Origin of the sequence: Butyrivibrio sp. AE2005, assembly GCF_000686965.1 — a bacterium.
In the GTDB taxonomy this organism is placed as follows: Bacteria; Bacillota; Clostridia; order Lachnospirales; family Lachnospiraceae; genus Butyrivibrio; species Butyrivibrio hungatei_A.
In genome coordinates, this window is record NZ_JMMD01000007.1 from 126,906 (window position 1) to 149,210 (window position 22,305).

Sequence of the window (22,305 nt, forward strand, 5' to 3'; positions counted from 1 at the left end):
ACAAAAGGAAGCTGCGAGGAGGTGTATTTTTTATGAAAAAATTACGTGACACAAACACACTTACTCTGGCCGCCATGTTAACGGCTTTGGGTATCGTACTGGGATTTCTCAAAATTCCCATCAACCAGATCATCGAGATCAGATTCGGCTCACTCCCGATCGGCATCGCAGGTATGTCGCTCGGCCCCGGTATTGCCGCTATCGTCGGAGCACTTACCGATATCGGAGGATATCTTGTAAAGCCTACCGGTCCTTTCTTTCCCGGATTTACTATTAGCGGAATCGTAAGCGGCCTGATCTTCGGCTTTATTCTTTACAACAAGAAACCTACGCTTGCAAGAATTGTTGCGGCTGAAGCCGTTCACACACTTATCGTCGGCATCATCATGAATACCTACTGGCTCGACATGATGTATATCAAAAAAGGCTTCTTTGTGACACTTGTAGCAAGACTTCCCAAAGAACTTGTAATGCTCCCCATCAATATTTTAATGCTTTACATTGTTTTGGAAGCATTTGGCAGGATTAAGACTTATGCACGAGTATAATTATTCAGAGGCAATTTCTTTTTTTGAGAAATTGCCTCACTTTGAACCGCCTAAAAATAATAATACCCCCGTAAAAGACATGTTTTCTCTGGACGCTGAGCTTGCTCTTCTCAGAAAACTGGGAAATCCCCAGATCGGGCAGCGCTATGTTCACGTCGCAGGCACAAACGGCAAGGGCTCAACAGTTGCCTATCTCACCTCGATTCTTATCGAATCAGGCTTAAGAGTCGGCACCTTCGCCTCACCCTTTTTATACCACTACAATGAACTCTTTAAGATAAACAATACTGAAATTTCGGATGAGGATTTTGCAAGGCTCTTTTCACAGATAAAGCCTGCATATGACGAGCTTGCCACCGAGAACATATTTCCCAGCGAATATGAGATTCTTACTGTCATGTCTTTTATTTATTTCAGCGAAAAAAACTGTGACATCGTCGTCATGGAAGTCAGCATGGGAGGCCGCGTGGATACGACAAACGTTATTCCCGCGCCGCTCGTTACTCTCATTACTCCGATAAGCTACGACCACATGTCGATCCTTGGTAACACACTGACTGAGATTGCAACCGAGAAAGCCGGAATAATCAAGCACGGCACCTCTGTCATCACTCCATTTCAGGAACGAGAAGTCAGCAAAGTTCTTGAAGATTTTTGCGCAAAAAAAGCTGTTTCTCTGGCATACTTCACTGCGCCCGTCCCGATTGAACGAAGTTTGCAGGGACAGCGTTTTAACGTAGACGGAACAACTTACAGCACAAAGCTTCTGGGAACCTACCAGATAGGCAACGCAGCTCAGGCAATCTACGCCGCAAGGAAACTTGCTCAGAAAGGATTTAGGATTTCCGAAACTGACATATCCCGAGGAATCACAAATACCGAGTGGTTCGGACGTTTCACTGTTGTAAAAGAAACTCCGTATATCATAATAGACGGTAGCCACAACAGACAAGGCGCTGCAGTTCTTCGCTCATCACTTGAAGAATACTTCCCCGGCAAAAAGATCACATTCCTTCTCGGAATCCTCGCCGACAAAGAAGTTGATATCATCCTCGATGAACTGATGCCGATTGCAGATAAGTGCTACGTCACTGCTGTCCCAAATAAAAGGACTATGGATCCTGATGACCTTGCCAAGATGGTGGAAAGCCGCGGCGTTAAAGCAACTGTTTTGGAAAAAGATTATCCACTTGAAGACCTATGTAAAGACGAGACAGAAGTTCTCTGCATTGCAGGATCTCTCTATCTCATAAAAGATATTACATTGAAATTTTGAACAATCAGATACAGCGATTGACAACGCTCCCTTGTGGCATACAGATTATCATTGATACTCTATTCCGATCATTCATCGGAATAGAGTTTTATTGTTTTTGCTTGTCTTCTGTTTAAGAAAATAAAAAGTACAACGATAACTACGCACATTACCTGCGTAGCTGTTATGACATGATAAAGATGCGCGTATCTGAGAAAATCTAAAGCAATCTTAGCTATAGCATATATGCTCGAAGCAACCAGCGGATTAAAATGCTTTTTGAAATATAAAACAATGGAAAATGCAAAAAGAAGCAGAAAAACTGCAGACTCTAACTTTTGAATCGGAAATAGATTCCCCTTGTCGGTATGGACACGCATAAATCCGTTATACGGAAGCCCTTCGCAACATCCCGCGAAAGCACATCCTATTTTTGCCACTCCGTACATCAACGGAAGGGCTACCACAAAGGATTCAAAAAATACTTCTTTATATTTGGGAGTCATCCTTGTAAATATATATGCTCCCAAAAGCATACCCAGCGCGGCACCGCTACTGTTAAGCCTGATATATTGTCCTTTTGTAAGCACAAAATTCGTTAAGAGTGAAGTGCATAAACACATTATCAATTCCAGTACAGCGAACAAAAAGGCAATCTTTTTGGGAACATTTCTTTTCTGTTGCAAATATGCTATCGTGAGCAGTCCAAAAAATAATGCAGAAGCTATCATTGTCTTATACATAAATGTTCCGTCTCCTTACGTTATTATGTCATCATTTTATTGCATATACACAATTCTTTCAAATGCCGATCGTGATATTGGCTATTTGTTATTCTTATGGCCATACAAATACGCACCAATGGCTGCAACACACGGAACGGTTGATATAATGCCAGCAGAGCCTGCGATTGCTCTGATAAGCTCAACAGCCACAAAGTCTGTGTTTATTAACTGGATAAAAGATACTCCATAGGAATATATAAGGATCATCATATTAAGTGCGCCGCCGACATAGGCAAGTACAAGCGTATTGGCCATTGTGCCCATGGCGTCTCTTCCGATCTTCATACCGGATTTAAAGAGTTCGCCGAAAGTAGCTTTTTCGTTTGCAAGTTTGATTTCTTCTATAGCGGATGAAATCGACATCGCTATATCCATAACCGCACCCATCGCAGCGATCAGTATCCCACTGATAAAAAGACCTGACATCTTTAGATTGCTTGTTGATTTCACAAGAAGAAGCGCTTCCGCCTCATCTGTCTGAAATGTTGTAACGCCGCCAAGTTTTGCGGATACAGCTCCGAGTATGGCAGCTATAAGCACTCCCGCAAGCGATCCCAAGGCCGCTGACACAGTCTTTTTACCGGTTCCGCCGATAAGCAGGAAGCATATCGCAGAGGTTACAAATATAACCGCGATTGTCACGGGGATTGCAGAAAAGCCCTTGTATACAAGCGGAAGGAGCACAAACAGAATAACAAGTACCGTGTAGGCAAGTCCTATAAATGCTTTTAATCCCTGCTTTCCTCCCATGAGAACAAGCACGGCAAAAAATACAGCTACAAGTCCGATTGTAAGCGGAATGCGATTGTAATTATAGATGCTTACGGTATATGTATGCTCTGCCGATGTATCAATCCTTACACTAACAGTATCGCCTTCTTTTACATCCACGTTATAAAGGGCGCTGAAATAGTTTGTGACTTTGCAGATGTCACCTTTATAGCGGCCTGTTAGGATTTTAACCTTAAGCTCGCTGCTGCCCTTCTTTTGATTTTCAACACTCTCATCAATAACAGTATTGTCCTCTATTACAGAAAGAACTCTGGCAGTCTCATATTCAACTCCGGAGTTCTCTGTAATAGTGTATTTAGGCCTGTCCGCATTGGCATAGATAACTACGCCAATGCTTAAGGCTATGAATACAAGGACTGATACTGATTTTATTATCAGCTCTTTTTTCATATTATTTTTTTCCAAATAAATGTCTTATTTTTGATAACAATCCCGCAAGTTTTCCACCTGATGCAGCGGCTGCACCTGCTGCGGCCGAAGCTCCTGCTGCAGCTCCCGCAGAAACGCCTGCTGCAATATGGCTTATCACAAAGATAACCAGCGCCACAACGCCAACCGCACCGGCTCCTATTGCCACAAACTTTTTAGGTATGTTGGGCAGCTCGGGTAGCTTAAACTCTTTTTTCTTGCCGTTATCTTCCTGCTTATCCTGCTCTGCACCGTTGTCGGTCTGAGAATCTGCAGTCTGTGAAGAATCCTTGTTATCCTCATTTTCGGTGCTGCTGTTGTCTGCATCTGTAGACTTTGCCTCTGTGCTGTTATCCGAAGAATCCTTCTTGTTTGAATCTGCAGCTTTATTATCGGATTGCTTCTTTTTAGCTCCGAGTACAGAATTGTCTTTCTTCGTATTGTCTGATTTCTTTTTGCCGTTTACGGACTCTGACTTTTTGTTATCTGTCTTTTTGTTATCCGTATTCTTATTGTCTTTTACGGAGTCAGACTTCTTGTTATCGGCTTTCTTATTGTCAGTTCCCTTGTTATCCTTCACCGATCCAGACTTTTTGTTATCAGTCTGCTTATTGTCTTTTCCTTTGTTGTCCTTCACAGTGTCAGACTTTTTGTTATCGGATTTCTTGTTATCCTTTGCGGAATCTTTCTTTTTATTATCGGTTGCCTTGTTGTCTTTTACCGAATCGGTCTTCTTGTCGCCCGTTGCCTTGTTGTCTTTTGCTGAATCGGTCTTCTTATCGCCTGTTCCCTTATTGTCCTTCACAGCGTCTGACTTCTTATCATCAGTCTTTTTATCGCCGGCTTTATCACCCTTCTTTGTGTTATCTGCCTTACCCGCAAGTACAATATCGTCGCAGTTGCGAACTCTGAGTACAGGCACCGATACATCCGATTTTCCTTCAGGATGCTTATAGAGCACACCTGCGGCGGTAACTTTGGCACCTTTCTTTACGAAATCTCCGACAGTATTCTTACCTGTTGAGCCGGATCTTATATATCCGTCGATGAAGATAGCCGCCTCGGCTCCCGATGAATCTTTTAACCAGAACTCGGCAACCGTTCCGTCGGCGTTGTAATCAACTCTTGTCACATCACCTGTTGTCTTAAGGAGCTGACCTCCAAGCTTATCGTAATCCATTGCAGTCTTGGTATCAACTGCCTTAGGTTCCCATACTTTAGGATCTGCTTTGAGCTCTTTTGCAGAAAGAACTTTGAGCTCAAGGTCGCCCTGATACTGTGCAAGGAAACCTACAATACGCATCTTGGTACCAATCTTAAGTCCGGGTGTAGCATAAGGGAATATGTCCATTCCGCCCGTCTCATCCTGAATGTAGATGGTATCAAAGAATGTTGTATCCTGATTTTCTGTTCCCGATGTCACATAGCCTTCAACTGCGAAGACTTCGTTCATCTTGCCCTGTCTGGCTTTTGCGATAGTTGTAGTCTCAAGCTCAACCGTAGCGCCGTCAATAATGTTATTTACGATCGTATGGTTTGCATACGGAAGTGAATCATTGTTGTCCATTTCAGCTTTTACTTCAAAGTCTGAGAGGAATACACCACCCGAAACAATGATCTGACCGCCTGCTTTTGTCTTCTGACGTGCAATAAAGGTTACCTTTCCGTCATTATCAAGCTTTACGCCTTTAACGCCGTTAGGCAAAGCACCGCCATTAGAGTTTCCTGCTCCGTCTTTGCAATCAACTGAATATGTGGTTTCAAATCCGTTTACAAGCCACTCTGCCTCATCAACAAAGTTTGTAGCCTTTGCATTAGAAATATCCACAGAACATCCCGAATACTGGCTGTACTTCTGGCCTTCCTTTATTCCTGCAAGAAGAGCGGATTCTTTGTTGAATACGGTAGGATACATTCTGTAAACCTGTCCGCCGTTATTCTTATCATCACACACTTCATCGGAGCCCATACGAATGGTTGCACCGATTGCTTCAAGGATCTTGTTCTGCTCTGTTGCAGTCTGACAGTCTTTGGTATCGGAATAATCAGCAAGACCGCATACGATCACTGATCCGCCGCCTGCCACATATTCTTTTACCATCTTGATAAAGTCATCACTGTAATGTGAAACCTTGCTAGGTTCTTTATTATTCTTTCCGGGAGCTGACAAAACAAGTAACTTACAGTCTTTTAACATGTCACTTGTGATATTGTCCTTAACCACAGTTGCTCGTATATTTTTCTTAGCACAAAGATTTATGAACGCATTCACATTTCCTGTGTAATAGCCCGAAACGTAATCATTATAGTGAGTACCGTCAATGATCACATTTGAGACCATCTTGGGAACCGCATAATTTACGGCAAACTTATCTTTATAAATCTTCTCAATACCACCAAGCATAGCATGAACGGTAACCTCATATGTCACCTGTCCCGCCTCGTTGTATACATAGCTTGTTTTATATGATGCGGTGCCGTTTGAAGCAACCTCTGATACCTTAGCCTCTGCGCCTGTCACTTTGGAAACAGGTACTTTTTTGCCATCCACATCGCTGAGTTCAATCTCGATATCCTTGATCTCAAGAGGTGTCTTTTCGTTGTTGAAAAGGTCAACGTTGATATCAAGAGACTCTCCCGCTACAGGAAGTACCGTCTCTGTATATGCATTGTTGATTCCGCAAGCCTCGACACTGCCGACCCACACAGGAGCTGTTACCGCAATGTCTTTATCCTGCTCGGAAATCTTGAGGTAGTAGTAAGAATATGCAGAGGGAACTGTAAATGTAACCGTTGCCTCGCTCTTGTCAACGTTCTGTGAAGCGATCACCTGACCGCCGTTTACGACTACTTCTACCTTACCGATCGCAGAGTCCGTAGGATCCTTGATGTCAGCCTTGATCTCAACCGTTTCACCTACAGTATCCTTATCAAGAATACTACCCATAACGTTATTATCAAGTGTGTAGTAGATTGAAAGGTCATTGTCCTCAGTTGCATATATACGATAATTTCTCATTGCATCGTATATTGCTTCTTCGCTGTTGGTATCTGCAAGCATTACAGTACGTGCAGTGTTGGCATCGCCCCAAAGTCCCTTGTGGTTATCCTGATTGTTTGTGGGAGCCACGTGCCAGCCCTTATCAAGAGCTCTTGTGTAATACTCGTATGAAGGGAAATAACCTGAAGATCCTATCGCACCTTCACCGTTACCAACCTCTATCATTGTAATGAGCGCATCGTTTTCTTCCGAGTAATATGCAAAATCCTGGAAATCACCGAAGGTCGTACCCGGGTGATTAAACTGGCTGATAGAATCAGGCGCAGTTCTAAGAGCTGCATAGTAGTTATTAAGCGCCGTTGAATATGTTGAAAAATCTTTCTGTGTACGACTCTGGAATCCCTTTGTGTTAAAGGTATTCATGTGTCCGAGTCCGTTTGACCAGGTCATCTCATAGCCGTAAGCGCAGGTGAAATCGTCTGTTGAATACTTCTTTACAAGATTATGAGCATAAGTCCACTCATCATTTTCGCTTGTATCAACGTTTTCCGTGATCTTTGAATTTCCTTCATTATCAATCGAGTTGGAGTGATCGGTGATAATGATGAAATCGAGGTTATCAACCTTTGATGCATGAGAAAGCGCATCCTCCAATGATCCCGCACCGTCTGAAATGTTGGTATGTGCATGGACCTGACCGAAGTATATATTTTCTCTCTCATTTGTACGCTTTGTATATTTAAGCGTTGAAACCACGCTGTCTGAGTATCCCTCTTTTACAGCCTTTACCTGAATCTGCGCAGGGAGCTCTTTTGCCTCAAACGGCTGTGTATATTCTACCCAGTCATCATGGGCTTCTTCCTGTGCTGCGTCGGGCTCACTGCCTTCTTCCGCATTCTGCTGTTCTACAGATTCAACAACATTTTTCTCGATTTCTTCGTCTGTCATGTATCTGTAGAAAATCTTTGCGTTTTCTGTCTTTGTAGACAATGTGATCTTCTGATTTGCCGCTATTGCTCCGCCGTTTGGAGTAGCCTTAACAGTGGCAACCTGTGCCTGAGTATACTGATAAACGCAGGTTACGCTGTCTTTTAATCCCTCTTTAACCGCACGGGCACGAATTATAGCGGGAAGCTCCGATACTGTGATCTTATTGCCGGCATCATACTTAACTTCTTCCGCACCGTTTATCGAATAATAAATATCCGCACCTTCGGTTCCTGTCAAAAGAGCTATCTTAGCGCCTTTTTCAATTTCGCCGCTTGCAGGATCTGCGATAACATGGCCGCAGATCTTATCTGATACCACGGGATGTCCTGATACTATGACGGTATCAATTCTGTTTGTTCCGTCTTTTCCCGCATCTTTATCACCCTTTGCAGAAAGAGTGGTTGCAGGAACAAGTCTTACGTATATCTTTTCTTTGTTATTTGCACCTTCGGGAATCTTAAAGCTAAATTCCACATAGTTGGTAGGCGCAAGAGAAGTCTTGGCAATACCGTCAGAAATCTGCTTACTGCCACTTACCTCTGAAGGTTTGTTGTCTCTGTATGTTGTATATTTATATGAATATGAACCTTCACTGAAATTCTTGAAGCTTCCATCCTCACCTGTTGCAGAATACTGAAGCTGATAAGCTCCCACTGCCGTATTTGACGAACGCATACGGAAACTGAGCTTCATGTCTGCATATCCAAGAGTGGGGAATTCCATCTGGATGTAATCGGTATTGTTTACTACACCTGTAGCACCCATGTAATAGCTTGTTGAGCCTGTTGTGCTTGACTTTGCAGCTGTGTAAGGCTTAACTTTTTCGCCGCCCACAACAACACTGTACTTGGCGTTCTCATCAAGCATGTCATTGGTAGAATAAAGATCGCCGTTTATAACTTTTTTGTCCGCGATTCCCGCTTCATCGTAGTTGGCATTTCCTGCCCACTGCGCGACTATAAGTTCCGTATTCTTATCGCTCTCTGTCTTTTCAACCTTTTCACCTTCTTCGAGTGCGTAGAAATTTACTTCAAAAGCTGATGTATCAGAGCCGATACCGTAGCTTGTAAATGCATTTTTATAATACTCAAGTGCAACCTTGTAAGATCCGCTCTTGGCCTTGTCATTTACAAGGATGAACTTGCCGTCTGCTGCATCACCGACGTTTTGCAATGTCCATGTGCTGTATTCCTCGGCTGAATCTGCAAGTTTAAGAGCGCAGTTTGTCTTTGTGCCATTTTTCTCAACCGTTGCAGTCAGATATTTTCCATCTTCGGTCTTAAGTGTGCTCTTTCCGTTTTCATCAACGGAAACCTTGAGAACAAGTGCGTTCTTGTCCTTGATATCTATAGTTTTATTTTCTGAAGGAGTCGCATCTTCGCAGTCAAATTTGCCCGTTTTGGCGCCAAGAAGTGTGGTCATCTCTTTGGCTGTCATAAGTTTCTTATCAGCCGGGTAGTATATGACAACAACGTCTCCGTCATAGAACTCTCTTGTAAGGAGCTTTGCCACTGTGTTTTCTGTGGTCGTGCTTCCTTTTTTCACCGTATATGCAAAAGATACTTTCTCACTATCGGCATTGTCCTTAGTTGAATATGCGTAGATAGTGGTATCCTCTGTTATCTTGATGGGTTCCTTGTATTCAGAGAAATTCTCTGTTCCGTTTGTATTAAAATAGATCTTTGCTCCTGTTGTAGCGCATGAGAGCGTAATCTCAGTGCCGCTTTCAACAGCTTCGCCGTTCTTTACGGATGCTGTGGGAGCAAGAAGACCTTCTGCCGCTGCCTTATCCGTGAGCTTATAGAATGCAAGAGTCTGGCCTTTTATATTGTTATGAATCGCATTATTAGCCTTTTTGTATGACCTGAAATCTGTGCTGTTATAAACTCCAAAATATCTTACATCTCCGTTTGAATCAGCAGCGCAAAGATATCCGTCATCAATCTTCCATTTAGCACCGACATCATCCTTTGGCTTGGAATCGTTGATTCTGACACCGTTATTGTTTGCGGTGATATATAAGAATTTGTCACCTGCAGAAATTGTATAATACTCTTCTATTGCAGTCGTATTTTCCTTGATATCAGCATCGGAAGATTCTGTAGTCTTCTTTGGCTCTTCGCCAGTTTTTGCAATTGATGCGGACTCTTTATCTGTACTTGTTTTATCCGCATTTTCAGTCACTGATGAAACATTTTTGCCGTCACCGGAATTGTTGTCGATAGGTACCTGCTCTCCGCTTTTTACTTGCGCATCACCGTTTACCTGTACATCGCTTGACGGCTTGGTGTTGTCACCACCGGGATTTGCATTCTGCTCTTCGGCACCATTTGATTTTGCGGTCCCATTCTCACCGTTTCCGCTATTTGCTGCTTTGCCGGCCTCAGCCGAACCGTTTTTATCAGAATTCGCCCCGGATGTCTCAATCGCAACACCTTCCGCTTTTTCCAGTTCCGGCTCAGCGTCACTCTTTTCAATATCCTTTGACTGTACTTCAACAGTGTTTTTGGTAATCTTCCAGGCATAGTCACTGTCATTACCATCAGTAATGCTCAGAGTATCGCCATCCACATTGGCAGCCGTTGCCAATGGACCTGTTTTTGTAGACTGTGCATTAGGAAGCACGTATGTCACACCACCGGAAGTCATTGTAATTGCTATGGAATCATCAGCCGAAATATCCTCTAATTTGACTTTAGTCCATAAATGATTGGTTGCTTCTGATTTTTCCGCTGCATAAGATGCAATAGAAAGATCGGACGCACCAACAGATAGTGCCATGTAGAAAGACAGCACTAAAGAAAGCGCTTTGCGACCCGCTTTTCTCATCTCTTTTTTCCTCCAACAAAAAATTCCCCCGGTTATTAATTCATCCCCTACTTATAAGCCAATCGCACAACGACAGACTATCATTTATGGCACTGCCCGTCAACGTGTTTATTTCCCGATAATTTCCGTATTTATTTTCATTTTCAGATAGCAAAAAAGCTCATTTTACCAGTATTTTTTTCGCCGACTCAGTTACAGCCAATCCTCCCTTTCCCGTCTCTTTGACATCTGCAGGCATCTCATTTCCGATTCGTCTCATGCTGTCTATGACATCATCAGGCGAAATAGCGCTCTTTATCCCTGCAAGAGCAAGCTGTGCAGACGCAGCCGCATTTACAGCTCCGTGAGAGTTTCTTTTTATACAGGGAACTTCCACAAGTCCTCCCACAGGATCACAGGTAAGCCCCAGCATATTCTTAAGAGAAAACGCGGCTGCATTTGCAATGGCTTCATTATCGCCGCCTTGCAGGTAAACAAGCGCCCCCGATGCCATCGCCGAAGCCGTTCCGATCTCAGCCTGACATCCACCGTAAGCTCCCGAAATACTCGCGTTTTCACCGATAACTTTACCGATTCCCGCCGCAACATAGAGAGCGTGAATCAGTTTGTCTTTTGGCACGTCAAAATAATCTTTATAGCTTAGAAGCACAGCCGGCACAACTCCGCACGATCCCGCTGTCGGAGCGGCAACTATACGTCTCATGCACGCATTGGATTCGCCCATCTTGATCGCGCGCTCCATGACTTTTCCAAGAAAATCTCCGCATATGTTTTTACCCGAAAGATTATATTCTTCCAGCAGCTTTCCATCACCGCCGCTCATTTTGCTCTGCGACCTCAGATTACCGTCGTACTTTGAATCGGCGTCCTCCATTGCTTCAAGCATCTGCTCCATTGTCCGCATGGATTCCTCCATACTTACGCACCTGCTCTCCATGTCTGTTTCAAGGACAATTTCCCAGAATTCTTTATCTTTCTCTTTTGCCTGACTTAATATATCTTCAATAGATTTATACATAACAATCTCCTTACGCACCTTCAAAATACGTCACTTTCAGAACTCCCTCTATCTTGGTGAGCCACTTTAAGCCGTCATCGGGAATTTTCTGATCGCACTCAACGACCATAACAGCCTTCCCGCCTCTAAACGAGCGGTAAAGTTGCATAGTTGCTATATTCACAAGCTTATGCGACAGCATCGAAGTTACTTCAGACACATGCCCCGGCTGATCGAGGTTATGAACGATAAGCGTCGGATATTCACCCGAAAAGTTCGTATCTATGCCGTCTATCTGTGCAATGTTGATCTTACCGCCGCCTATTGACTGTGCAACGATGTCTATAGATGCGCCGTTCACACCGTGAAGCACAAGCTCTACAGAATTGGGATGCGCATCAACAAGCCTCGCTTCGCCAAATGTTATCTTTATATTTTTCTCTTTTGCAATATTAAAGCTCTCAGATATCCGGTAATCATCCGGCCTCATTCCAAGAAGTCCCGCAACAAGCGCCTTATCAGTACCATGGCCTTTTCCGGTGTCTTTGAACGAACCGTATAGCAATATCTCTGCCTCTTTGATTTCCTCGCCAAGAAGCTTCCCCGCAACATACCCTATTCGCACCGCGCCCGCTGTGTGCGAACTTGAAGGTCCGACCATAACGGGACCTATAATATCAAAAATCTCCATAAATGCACCTCATCCTAATGTTTCCAGCTCTTTTAACCACAAAGTCGCGCAAGCATCGCTCGGCATCCTAAGGTCTCCCCTCGGTGACACAGCGACTGAACCGACCTTCGGACCGTCAGGCAGACAGCTCCTCTTAAAGTGCTGGGCAAAAAATCTTTTGTAAAAAACCTTCTCCCATTTCAGGATTTCTTCGGAAGAATAGCTTCCCGCAAAGGCTATGCCTGCAAGGCGGTATATCTTTGCAGGGCTCTGCACAAGCCTTAACATGTGATACAAAAAGAAATCATGAAGCTCGTAAGGTCCCACAAGGTCTTCCGTTTTCTGCGAGATCTTGCCGTCCTCAGGCGGTAAAAGCTCGGGTGATACCGGCGTATCCAAAATATCACGCAACACTTCGCTCAATTTCTCATCACTGCATGTATCAGCATAATAATCCACAAGATGGCGGACCAAAGTCTTTGGAACCGATGCATTTACCGCATACATGGACATGTGATCACCGTTATATGTCGCCCAGCCAAGGGCAAGCTCAGACAGGTCTCCCGTTCCTATGACTATTCCGTTTACCTGATTTGCAATGTCCATAAGAATCTGCGTGCGCTCTCTCGCCTGGCTGTTTTCGTAGGTTACATCGTGGTTTTCGTGATCGTGAGCAATGTCTGCAAAATGTCTTTTGACCGCTTCACCGATATTGATCTCTCTCAGAACAGCTCCCGTCTCCTTTATGAGGCTGAGCGCATTATCATAGGTTCTGTCCGTCGTTCCAAATCCCGGCATGGTGACTGCAACGATTCCCCGCCTATCCAATTTGAGATAATCAAATGCTTTTACGATCACAAGAAGCGCCAGCGTAGAATCAAGCCCTCCCGAGATGCCGATAACAACATTTTTGCATCCGATATGCTCAAGCCTCTTTTTAAGTCCCATCGCCTGAATCGTCAAAATTTCCTCGCAGCGCTCGTTTCTCTCTGTTTTGGCCGAAGGTACAAATGGCTTTGGAGCGATGTATCTTGTGAGACTTGTCTTTTCACTTGTTATATTAAAAGAGATCTTCATGTAATCATCCGTTTGTTTTGCGCTGTACGTCGTCATGCGCCTTCTGTCCGCTTCGATAATTTTCATGTCAAACTCTGAAATTATCATCCCTTCGGAAAAGAGCTCCGACTCAGCAATGATGCTTCCGTTCTCAGACATGATGTTGTGTCCCGAAAACACCACATCCTGCGTCGATTCGCCAGGGCCTGCCGAAGCATAGACATACGCGCAGACAAGACTTGCGGCCCGGCTGCTGACAAGATTTCTTCTGTATCTGCACTTGCCAATTATTTCATTCGATGCCGACAGATTTACGATCATCGTCGCGCCGGCAAGACAGTGCTCTGTGCTTGGCGGATTCGGAACCCACAGATCCTCACAGATTTCCGCAGCAATTCTTAGTCCCGGCATTTCATCGCATGCAAAAATAAGCCTGCTGCCCGCAGGAACTTCGCTATCGCCGATACTTATCACTGTACTCAGCTCTTTTCCCGAATAAAAATGCCTTGCCTCATAGAATTCGTTGTAATTCGGAAGGTGGATCTTGGGCACAATTCCAAGAATCTTCCCCCTGTTTATTGCCGCCGCGACATTATAGAGCTTTCCTTCTATCGCGAGCGGAAGTCCGACGAAGACCATCGCATCAATATCTTCTGTGTACCTTGTTATATCTATGAGCGCAGCTTTTGCCCCTTCCAACAATTCGTCCTGTAAAAAGAGATCCTGGCAGCTGTAGCCCGTTATGCACAGCTCCGGAAACACAATTATCTTTGCACTTTCTTTTTCAGCTTCTTTGATCCATTTCTTAATCTCTCCAATGTTATATTGAACATCGGCCACTCGTAATTTGGGCGTGATCGCCGCCACTTTAATAAATCCGTCTTTCATGTATTCACCTGTATTTCATTAGTTCCGGCTCCATAGCGGAGCAATTTTTATCTGATAGGATTTCGTATCATCAAATGAAAAAGCATTTCGCTCGCGAAATGCTAGCGCGCGAGCGGATTGCGTAAGCAATATATTCCTTACCGCGAGCTGCGCATCCTTGCGGAGCGTTTTTATTGAATAGGGAATTTCAAAGAAATTTCCTATTCAATAAAAAAAATGCAGGCAACAGTGTTTTGTCTGACACCATTGTCTGCATTTAATTATAATTATAATTAACTTCTTCTATGCGTCAATGAAAATCATGAATTCTTCCCTTCAAAAAATCTTAAGAAAATTCGACGGTAAATCTTAAGATTTGTCTGCTAACATAGAAAAAGTCGGCAGTCTTTCTATGACAATTCTAAGACGACGTCTTGGTGAATCGCCAAAATCTACACTTTTCCAAGAAAGGAGTGCTAAGTTGAAAAAACGAAAAAACCATTTATAGCAAATTTGTTATTGACTCTTATATCAAATTTGTTATAGCATTAAAGGAGACAATATGTTTGAAATCATTTTTTATGAAGACGAACACGGATATAGTGATGTAAAAGAATTCATCAATTATCTGCACAAAAATTCGGCAACAAGTAAAGATGCCCGTATTAATTTCAATAAATTAGTTGCATATCTTGATATCCTTGAAGAAATGGGAACACGAGTTGGAGCTCCTATTACCAAACATCTTGATGGCGATATCTGGGAATTGCGGCCTTTATCGAACCGAATATTATATGCATACTACAAAGACAACACGTTTCTACTTCTCCACCACTTCAAAAAGCAATCTCAAAAAACTCCTCCCCGAGAAATTGAGAAAGCAAAAAAAGAGCTGAAAGATTATATGCGGAGGTACAATGCAAATGAGTAACTGGAAAGAATTTAGACAAGAACTTAATATCACTCCCGAAGAAGAAAAAATAATTGAACTTGAAAAAGACCTGCTTCGAACAATGGTCACTATACGCGAAGAGCAAGGCTTATCTCAATCAGAGCTTGCAGACAAATGTAACGTAAAACAACCTGTCATCGCTCGAATGGAAAAAGCTGTACACTCCCCTCAAGTCGACAGTCTACTTAAAGTATTGGTCCCATTGGGATACAAGCTCGCAATTGTCCCAATAAAAAAATAATTTCCTATTTATAGCACGAACCCCCGATGCCAATAAGCATCGGGGGCTCTTATTATAATTGCCAAAGCAAATGTTTTGATCAATATTTCTTTGCTTCCTCTTCGCCGTTCATAACACGGATAGCGCCCTGTGCAAGTGCAAGAAGCTCATCCTCTCCGGGATATACGGTTACAGGTGCAATCCAATCAACACGTTCTTTGATCTTGTCTGTGATAACCTGACCATATGCGATACCGCCTGTAAGGATGATCTGATCAACCTTACCCTTAAGAACTGTAGCGCAAGCGCCGATGTTCTTGCAGATCTGATAGATGAATGCGTCACGGATAAGATTAGCCTTCTCATCGCCCTCTTCGCACATCTTGTTTACTTCTCTCATATCGTTGGTTCCAAGATATGCGTTAAGTCCGCCGCCACCAACGATTTTCTTTTTCATCTCATCATATGTGAACTTGCCTGAGAAACAAAGATCAACGAGTGCCTTAGCAGGGATGCCGTTAGCTCTCTCAGGTGAGAATGCACCGTCACCGTTAAGTGCTGCGAATACGTCAACCATCTTGCCGTTCTTGTGAACTCCTGTTGATGTACCGCCACCCATGTGAACTACGATAACGCTGATCTCATCATATTTTTTACCGATCTCTTTTGCATATCTTCTTGCAACAGCCTTCTGGTTAAGAGGATGATCGATTGAAACACGCTCAACTTCAGGAATACCTGAGATACGTGCAACAGGCTCCATCTCGTCAACAACAACGGGGTCAACTATATATGAAGGAACACCGATCTCATCACCGATCTCTCTTGCAAGAATACCGCCGAGGTTAGATGCGTGCTGTCCCTGAACACCAACCTTGAGGTCTGCAAGAAGCGCATCTGTACACTCGTATGTGCCGCCCGGAATAGGTCTTAAGAGTCCTCCTCTTCCTACGATTACGTTGAAAGATTTGATGTCGATGTTTTCTTTTTTAAGGAAATCAAGAATGATGTTCTTACGAAAATCCTTCTGATCGATGATTGTAGCATACTGATTGATTTCTTCAGTGCTGTGTCTTAATGTTTCCTCTTTTACAAGTGTCTCATCCTCGAAGATGCCGACTTTTGTAGAAGTTGAACCGGGATTTATAATTAAACTCTTTATCATGTTTTTTTCCTTTCACATATTTTTTTATAAGGAACTTCCGCTCTCGGGCTTTGCCCTCGCCGGAAGACGTTCGAACTAGATTCGAAAAAAACTCATCAAGTTCTCTCAGCTTATTTATTGGCAACAACTGCTGCAAGTGCGATTGAGTTAACCTTTACTTCAACACTGTCAGATCTTGATGTAAGGATTACAGGAGCCTTTGTTCCTGTAAGGATGTTACCGTTCTTAACCTTTGCAAGACGAACAATTGTCTTGTATGTAAGGTTTCCTGCGTGGATATCAGGGAAAAGAAGGATATCGGCATCACCGACGATCTTTCTGTCAAGAGCGCCTGCCTTGTGCTGAGCAGCCTCGGGATCGATAGCAAGATCCATTGAAAGAGGTCCGTCAACGATGCAGTTCTTGATCTCGCCTGCTTCGTTCATCTTTGTAAGCTCTGCTGCCTCAACTGTAACGGGCATTTTAGGGTTAACTACTTCTACTGCTGCAAGAGGAGCAACCTTAGGGCAATCAACACCGCAAGCTCTTGCTACATCTACTGTATATTCAATGATGACTTTTTTATCCTCAAGTGTGGGATATGGCATAAATGCAACGTCTGTAAGGAAAAGAAGACGATCGATTCCGGGAATCTCAAACACGCAAACGTGTGAAAGAGGACGACCTGTGCGAAGACCAACTTCTTTATCAAGAACGCTCTTAAGGAAATCTCTTGACTCCAAAGCGCCTTTCATGTAAATGTCAGCCTTTCCGTCGTGTACGAGAGAAACTGCTGTACGAGCTGCCTCGATGGTATCCTTTACATCGATGATCTCGTAGTCTGCAAGGTTCATTCCAACCTCTGCTGCCTTCTTCTCGATCTCATCCTTGTCACCAACGAGGATAGAATCAACGATTCCTCTCTCCTTAGCAACCTTAACAGCCTCAAGTACGTGTGTGTCCTGCGCTACGGCAACAGACATCTTCTTTTTCTCGGCTGTCTTAAGCTTTGCCAAAATGTCATCAAAATTCTTACTCATTTTAAAAACCTCCAAAAAAATTTATCTTAGATTAAAATATCCAAAAGCCATATGATAAAATTTTAACACTCAGTATTCATAAATGCAAGAATACCATTTACAGTAGCTACCTATTATTCAAAAAAATCTTTTCTTTTCTGAAAAAAATCATAGAAGTACCTAACGTTCTCGAGATCGTACCACTTGCTGACTCTGTAATCACATGTATCAAGATTATATATCTTGGCATTAAGAGTACCCAAAAGAAACGGTGAATGCGTAGCGATGATAAACTGGCATCCAAGAAACCTTGCCATCTTGTTGATTTCTTCCGCCATCGTCACCTGGTTGGCGGGCGAAAGAGATACTTCAGGCTCATCAAGAAGAAACAACGCATCCGGGGTAATAAGATCATTTAATATCTGCAGCGCCGTCTCACCGTTTGAATATTTTTCCTGAGCAAATATTTTTTCAACCAAACGCTTTTTCCCTTCAGCTGAAGAAAGATACCGCTCTGCCTCCTTACGATTTTTTCCCTGCTTCATATTGTAATAGAGCATATCGCTTGACAGTACATCCCTTTGCTGAATCTTCTTGATCTCATAGAGAATATCTTCACTCTTTATATACATACTATTTCTTGGAATTTCATGAAAAGATAAGCCTGAATTCTCATCTACGCCAAGATCGTAAGCACACTCATTGTTATATTTCAATGTATAATCGATACGCCCCAAACCATTTGCAGTCACATGCTCCCTTCCTTTTAACTCGAGCTTGTTCGCAATGATATTGAGTATCGTCGACTTTCCCGAACCGTTATTTCCATACAGCACCGTAATATCCGAAAAGACAAACGGTTCCGGGTCCTTGCCTCTAAACACGCTGTACGGATAAATATGCGGACAGCTTTCTTCAAGCCGCTCACCGCTTAGTTTAAAACTCAAAAGATATTTCATTGTCCGTTAAACCTTTTTAATCTTGTCGACTTCGCCGCCGGTTCGCTCATAGCTATACTCACGGAGTATTCATCCTAATAGCTCCATAAAATCAGACTCTGTCATTTTTGAAATAATATTAGTCTCACCCGATAGTATTTCCTCTGCCAGGTCACTCTTACTGTTCTGGAGCTCAACTATTTTTTCCTCAATAGTTCCTTTTGCAATAAGTTTGTAAACTGTAACAGTTTTCTTTTGCCCAATTCTATGTGCTCTGTCCGTTGCCTGATTCTGCGCAGCAAGATTCCACCATGGATCGTAGTGAATTACCATATCTGCTCCGACAAGATTAAGTCCTGTTCCCCCTGCCTTCAAAGATATCAAAAATGCACTGTTCTCTCCGTCATTAAAGCGGTTAACAAGTTCTATCCTGTCTTCCTTCTTCGTAGCCCCTGTTATCTCAAAATAATCGATACCGGCCTTTCCAAGATCTTTCTTGAGAAGATCCAGCATAGTTGTAAACTGCGAAAAGATAAGGATTCTGTGCCCTGCTTCAATCGCTCTTTCCACAAGTTCCAGACAAGCCTGCCTCTTTGCCGATTCTCCCTCATAGTTTTCAACATACAACGAAGGATCACAACATATCTGCCTTAACCTTGTCATCTCGGCAAGAATCTTCATTTTGGCCTCATTGAATGATTTATCACGTTTTGCCGATTCTATCATAGTCTTTAGGTGCTGCACCTGCGCATTATAAAGAGTCTGCTGCGCACTCTCCATGACAACGGTCTGCCGCTTCTCAAGTTTATCCGGAAGCTCTTTTAATACATTTTCCTTAAGGCGCCTTAAAAGAAACGGTGCCACCATTTTCTTAAGCCTGTCCGAAGCGTCTTTATCTTCATACTTTACGATAGGTGTCTCAAATTGACGTTTAAACTGTTCATACTTATACAAAAATCCTGGCATCAGGAAGTCAAAAATGCTCCACAGCTCGCTGAGACGATTTTCAATAGGTGTACCCGTAAGCGCAAGGCGTCTTTTACTATTTATCACCTTAACCGCTTTTGCTGCTGCCGTAGTATGATTCTTTATATACTGAGCCTCATCAATTACCTCATAATAGAACTCTTTTTCCTCATACTGCGCCACATCTCTTTTCATCAGGTCATATGACGTTATAAGCACATCATATTTATCCGCATCGGAAATAGTACGCGTTCTCTCAGCAGCCCCGCCCGCTACCGTCACAACATTCATATCAGGTGCAAACTTGGCAAATTCATCCGCCCAGTTATAAACCAATGATGCGGGACAAACAACAAGTGAAGGAAGTTTTTCACCAATACTCTTATCCGTGTAATGTTTATACAAAAAACTTATGGTCTGCAAAGTTTTGCCAAGTCCCATATCATCGCACAAAATTCCGCCAAAACCATATTTTTCCAAAGTGCTTATCCACTTAAATCCTGTCTTCTGATAATTACGCATTATCTTGGAAAGATTTTTGGGCGCTTTAAAATCCGCATCCTTTATAGTCTTAAAGCCTTTTACAAGATTCTTAAATCTGCTGTCTCTATCTTCATAGATTTCCTCATTTTCCTCCAGAAGTTTATCAAGATAGAGCGTACGATATACAGGGACATGCATGTTTCCTTTAAGAAAATCTTTCTCTGAGATCTGCAAGGTTTTAAGCATATCATCAAGAGTTGCAAGCGCTTCGTCATTAAGATTTATGTAGCTGTTATCACGAAGTCTGTGATACCTCTTTTTGGCTCTGTAACTTGCAAGTATTTCCAGAAGTTCATCCTTTGATATCTCATCGGAAGAAACTTCGAGGTCAAGCATGCCCTTCGAAAGCGAAACTCCGACAGACAGATTTGCCTTTTTGAACACATTAACGTGTTGAAAAGAATCCGTAACTTTAATTTCTCCGAGTTTTGCAAGTTCTTCGACACCCAAAGTCACAAAATCATATATCCTGTCTTCATCCCTGTCACAATGAAACATGCCTCGATCCGTATCAATCTCCGGCAAAAATTGCATAACACTCCCAAGAACTTCGTTCTCCTTTGAAAAAATACGCTCTTGGCCAAGTATACCTGATGTATTGGTATTTAATCCCTTGCAATCTATAACATTGTATTCATTATCGCCATACTCAGCGATTGCCTTGCAGGTAACATTTCCATTTTCCGCATCAAGATAAAAGCAGAATTCAACATCCGAGGAAAGATATTTTGATATAACTTCTTTGTCAGTTTCCTTAACTGTCACGAAATCCGCCAATTCAGGAAGAATTGAATGGTAAAAATCCGAAAGGTAGTTGCGGCCGATATCCATATGCACGCTTCCCATGTATCTATCCTCAATGAGCGGAATCATCTTCTTATAAACATCCTGAGGTATCCTGCACAAATTGTCACCATCAATATAATATCCGTAAGCTTCACCGTGAAAAAGCTGTGGAAGAATTATTTCTGCCTTCACTCCGGAAAATTTCTTTTTCTTTCCTTTACCGATCAAAAAAGGTGTAATCGTCATGCTAAGTTTAGGCTTCTTTTCCTTGAAATGGATAACGGACTTTTTCTTTTCAAAATCTTCATAATCTATTCCACGATTTTTAAAGCTGTTAAAAAAATCATCCAGTCCACGCCCGCTAAGTGGAATGCTTTGTCTTATATGATCCTCGCTGCGTCCGTATCTTCTGTCAAAATAGCCTTCACTGTAAGAAAATCTGATTCCTTCCTCAATGCGACTTATTGACTCACCTATATAGTCCAAATATTCACAGGAAGTTTCATCAAAATAATCTCTGTTAAGCGGAAGAACAGTCGTTTTTCCAAATGTTTGTGACGCACCGTTTTTCACGTTCCTATGAAATTCAGACAGATTCTTTATTACAAAAAGTCTGCTTGCTCCAACTTTAAAAGACAGTTCCAAAGTGCCGTAATCATTTTTAAGCCTGGGCTGCAGAGTAAGTCGTTCATTAAAAGTCTCAACAGATTTTGCCGCAATCTTTCTTGCTCTGGAATTATGTATACTCTTAAACAAGTTGATGGTATTTTCATCGGTGAAGTCGATCAAACGCTGATTTCGCAGTTCTTTATAAGCGGCATAAAACAAAGCCCTTGCGTGCTTACAGGGTTTGTTATACCAATAGTAATCCGAATGTTTACACGACTTACAGCCGCAAAAAAATCCTGAAATATTATTTTCCGTAATAACGAACCCTACAGATTTATCGTACTTATCCGTATCGCTTTCCCTGGCCATTCCATATACATGAATAGTCCTTTCATCAAGCATATTCGCTCTGCCTGCCGTCATGTGACTAAACTTTACGAAATCTTTTTCAAGGAGCTGGAGTGCAATCTTTTTATCACGTTCTTTTTCAAAAAGTTTTTTCTCAATCCCATCAAGATCTATGTAAGAATAGTCATCCTCCCCATCTGCCCCAACCCACTTATCACGTAGGCTAAGATTGATCCTCTCAAGTTCTGCATTCTCCGCCTCAAGAGCAATTTGACGACTGAGCATATCTTTATATTCCAAAAGTGCTGCCACCTGATGCTTGCATTTTTCTCCACTATAGGCATATTGGCAATTACAGTGCGTATCTTTAACCCTGTCATTTTCTGTAATAATTTCTACCCTGTATAAATAATGCCCGGCGACTATTGCTTCATAGCCGCCGGTAATCTTATGCATTTCTCTTACATGACCGTTCTTATAATACTGCACGCCCCTTCTGTAAATTGTATCCGTAAACCAATTTCTCCAGTTATTATCCATTGTAGTCATTCTCCGTTGTTTTTGTTTATAGCTTTAACATTT

14 protein-coding genes are annotated in these 22,305 nt (G+C 42.6%); 4 read left to right on the forward strand and 10 right to left on the reverse strand.

The window, feature by feature from the left end:
- Positions 1-32: 32 nt before the first annotated feature.
- Both DL92_RS18690 and DL92_RS18695 read left to right on the forward strand, forming a co-directional pair.
- Positions 33-548, forward strand: a complete 516-nt coding sequence (locus DL92_RS18690) for a folate family ECF transporter S component (RefSeq protein ID WP_034468757.1) — start codon at positions 33-35, stop codon at positions 546-548.
- Complete coding sequence (locus DL92_RS18695; RefSeq protein WP_051625269.1) at positions 535-1,824, forward strand: bifunctional folylpolyglutamate synthase/dihydrofolate synthase; 1,290 nt, start codon at positions 535-537, stop codon at positions 1,822-1,824. Before DL92_RS18690 ends, DL92_RS18695 begins: the two co-directional genes overlap by 14 nt.
- A gap of 68 nt (positions 1,825-1,892) precedes the next feature.
- Here the strand turns inward: DL92_RS18695 and DL92_RS0108305 are convergent, their stop codons facing one another.
- From DL92_RS0108305 to DL92_RS0108335, 6 genes are all read right to left on the reverse strand, one after another.
- Complete coding sequence (locus DL92_RS0108305) at positions 1,893-2,546, reverse strand: prolipoprotein diacylglyceryl transferase family protein (protein WP_026667397.1); 654 nt, start codon at positions 2,544-2,546, stop codon at positions 1,893-1,895.
- An 81-nt stretch (positions 2,547-2,627) separates the two neighbouring features.
- Positions 2,628-3,770 (reverse strand): YibE/F family protein, encoded by a 1,143-nt coding sequence (locus DL92_RS18700; RefSeq protein WP_034468760.1) that lies wholly within the window; start codon positions 3,768-3,770, stop codon positions 2,628-2,630.
- Between the two features lies 1 nt (position 3,771).
- Entirely contained in the window at positions 3,772-10,608 is a 6,837-nt protein-coding gene (locus DL92_RS18705) for a CehA/McbA family metallohydrolase (RefSeq protein ID WP_051625270.1), read from the reverse strand.
- A gap of 160 nt (positions 10,609-10,768) precedes the next feature.
- Positions 10,769-11,626, reverse strand: a complete 858-nt coding sequence (sdaAA, locus tag DL92_RS0108325; protein ID WP_026667398.1) for an L-serine ammonia-lyase, iron-sulfur-dependent, subunit alpha — start codon at positions 11,624-11,626, stop codon at positions 10,769-10,771.
- 10 nt (positions 11,627-11,636) lie between these two features.
- Positions 11,637-12,296 carry an L-serine ammonia-lyase, iron-sulfur-dependent subunit beta gene (sdaAB, locus tag DL92_RS0108330; RefSeq protein ID WP_026655700.1) on the reverse strand — a complete coding sequence of 220 codons (660 nt, stop codon included), beginning with the start codon at positions 12,294-12,296 and terminating at the stop codon, positions 11,637-11,639.
- 9 nt (positions 12,297-12,305) lie between these two features.
- A complete protein-coding gene (locus DL92_RS0108335) occupies positions 12,306-14,219 on the reverse strand; it encodes an NAD(+) synthase (protein WP_026667399.1) in 1,914 nt (637 codons plus the stop codon).
- Positions 14,220-14,760: 541 nt separating this feature from the next.
- Between DL92_RS0108335 and DL92_RS0108340 the strand changes: the two genes are divergently transcribed.
- Complete coding sequence (locus tag DL92_RS0108340) at positions 14,761-15,129, forward strand: type II toxin-antitoxin system RelE/ParE family toxin (RefSeq protein WP_026667400.1); 369 nt, start codon at positions 14,761-14,763, stop codon at positions 15,127-15,129.
- Positions 15,122-15,391, forward strand: coding sequence for a helix-turn-helix domain-containing protein (locus tag DL92_RS0108345; RefSeq protein WP_051199250.1), 270 nt, complete (start codon positions 15,122-15,124; stop codon positions 15,389-15,391). Before DL92_RS0108340 ends, DL92_RS0108345 begins: the two co-directional genes overlap by 8 nt.
- 79 nt (positions 15,392-15,470) lie before the next feature.
- Here DL92_RS0108345 and buk read toward each other — a convergent pair whose 3' ends face one another.
- The 4 genes from buk to DL92_RS18710 form a co-directional block, all read right to left on the reverse strand.
- Positions 15,471-16,535 carry a butyrate kinase gene (buk, locus tag DL92_RS0108350; RefSeq protein ID WP_026655703.1) on the reverse strand — a complete coding sequence of 355 codons (1,065 nt, stop codon included), beginning with the start codon at positions 16,533-16,535 and terminating at the stop codon, positions 15,471-15,473.
- A gap of 110 nt (positions 16,536-16,645) precedes the next feature.
- A complete protein-coding gene (gene ptb, locus DL92_RS0108355) occupies positions 16,646-17,554 on the reverse strand; it encodes a phosphate butyryltransferase (RefSeq protein ID WP_026655704.1) in 909 nt (302 codons plus the stop codon).
- Positions 17,555-17,667: 113 nt separating this feature from the next.
- Positions 17,668-18,492 (reverse strand): AAA family ATPase, encoded by an 825-nt coding sequence (locus tag DL92_RS0108360; RefSeq protein WP_026514198.1) that lies wholly within the window; start codon positions 18,490-18,492, stop codon positions 17,668-17,670.
- A gap of 69 nt (positions 18,493-18,561) precedes the next feature.
- The gene (locus DL92_RS18710; protein WP_051625271.1) at positions 18,562-22,263 is read right to left on the reverse strand and encodes a DEAD/DEAH box helicase; all 3,702 of its coding nucleotides are present in this window, start codon (positions 22,261-22,263) and stop codon (positions 18,562-18,564) included.
- Between the last annotated feature and the right edge of the window lie 42 nt (positions 22,264-22,305).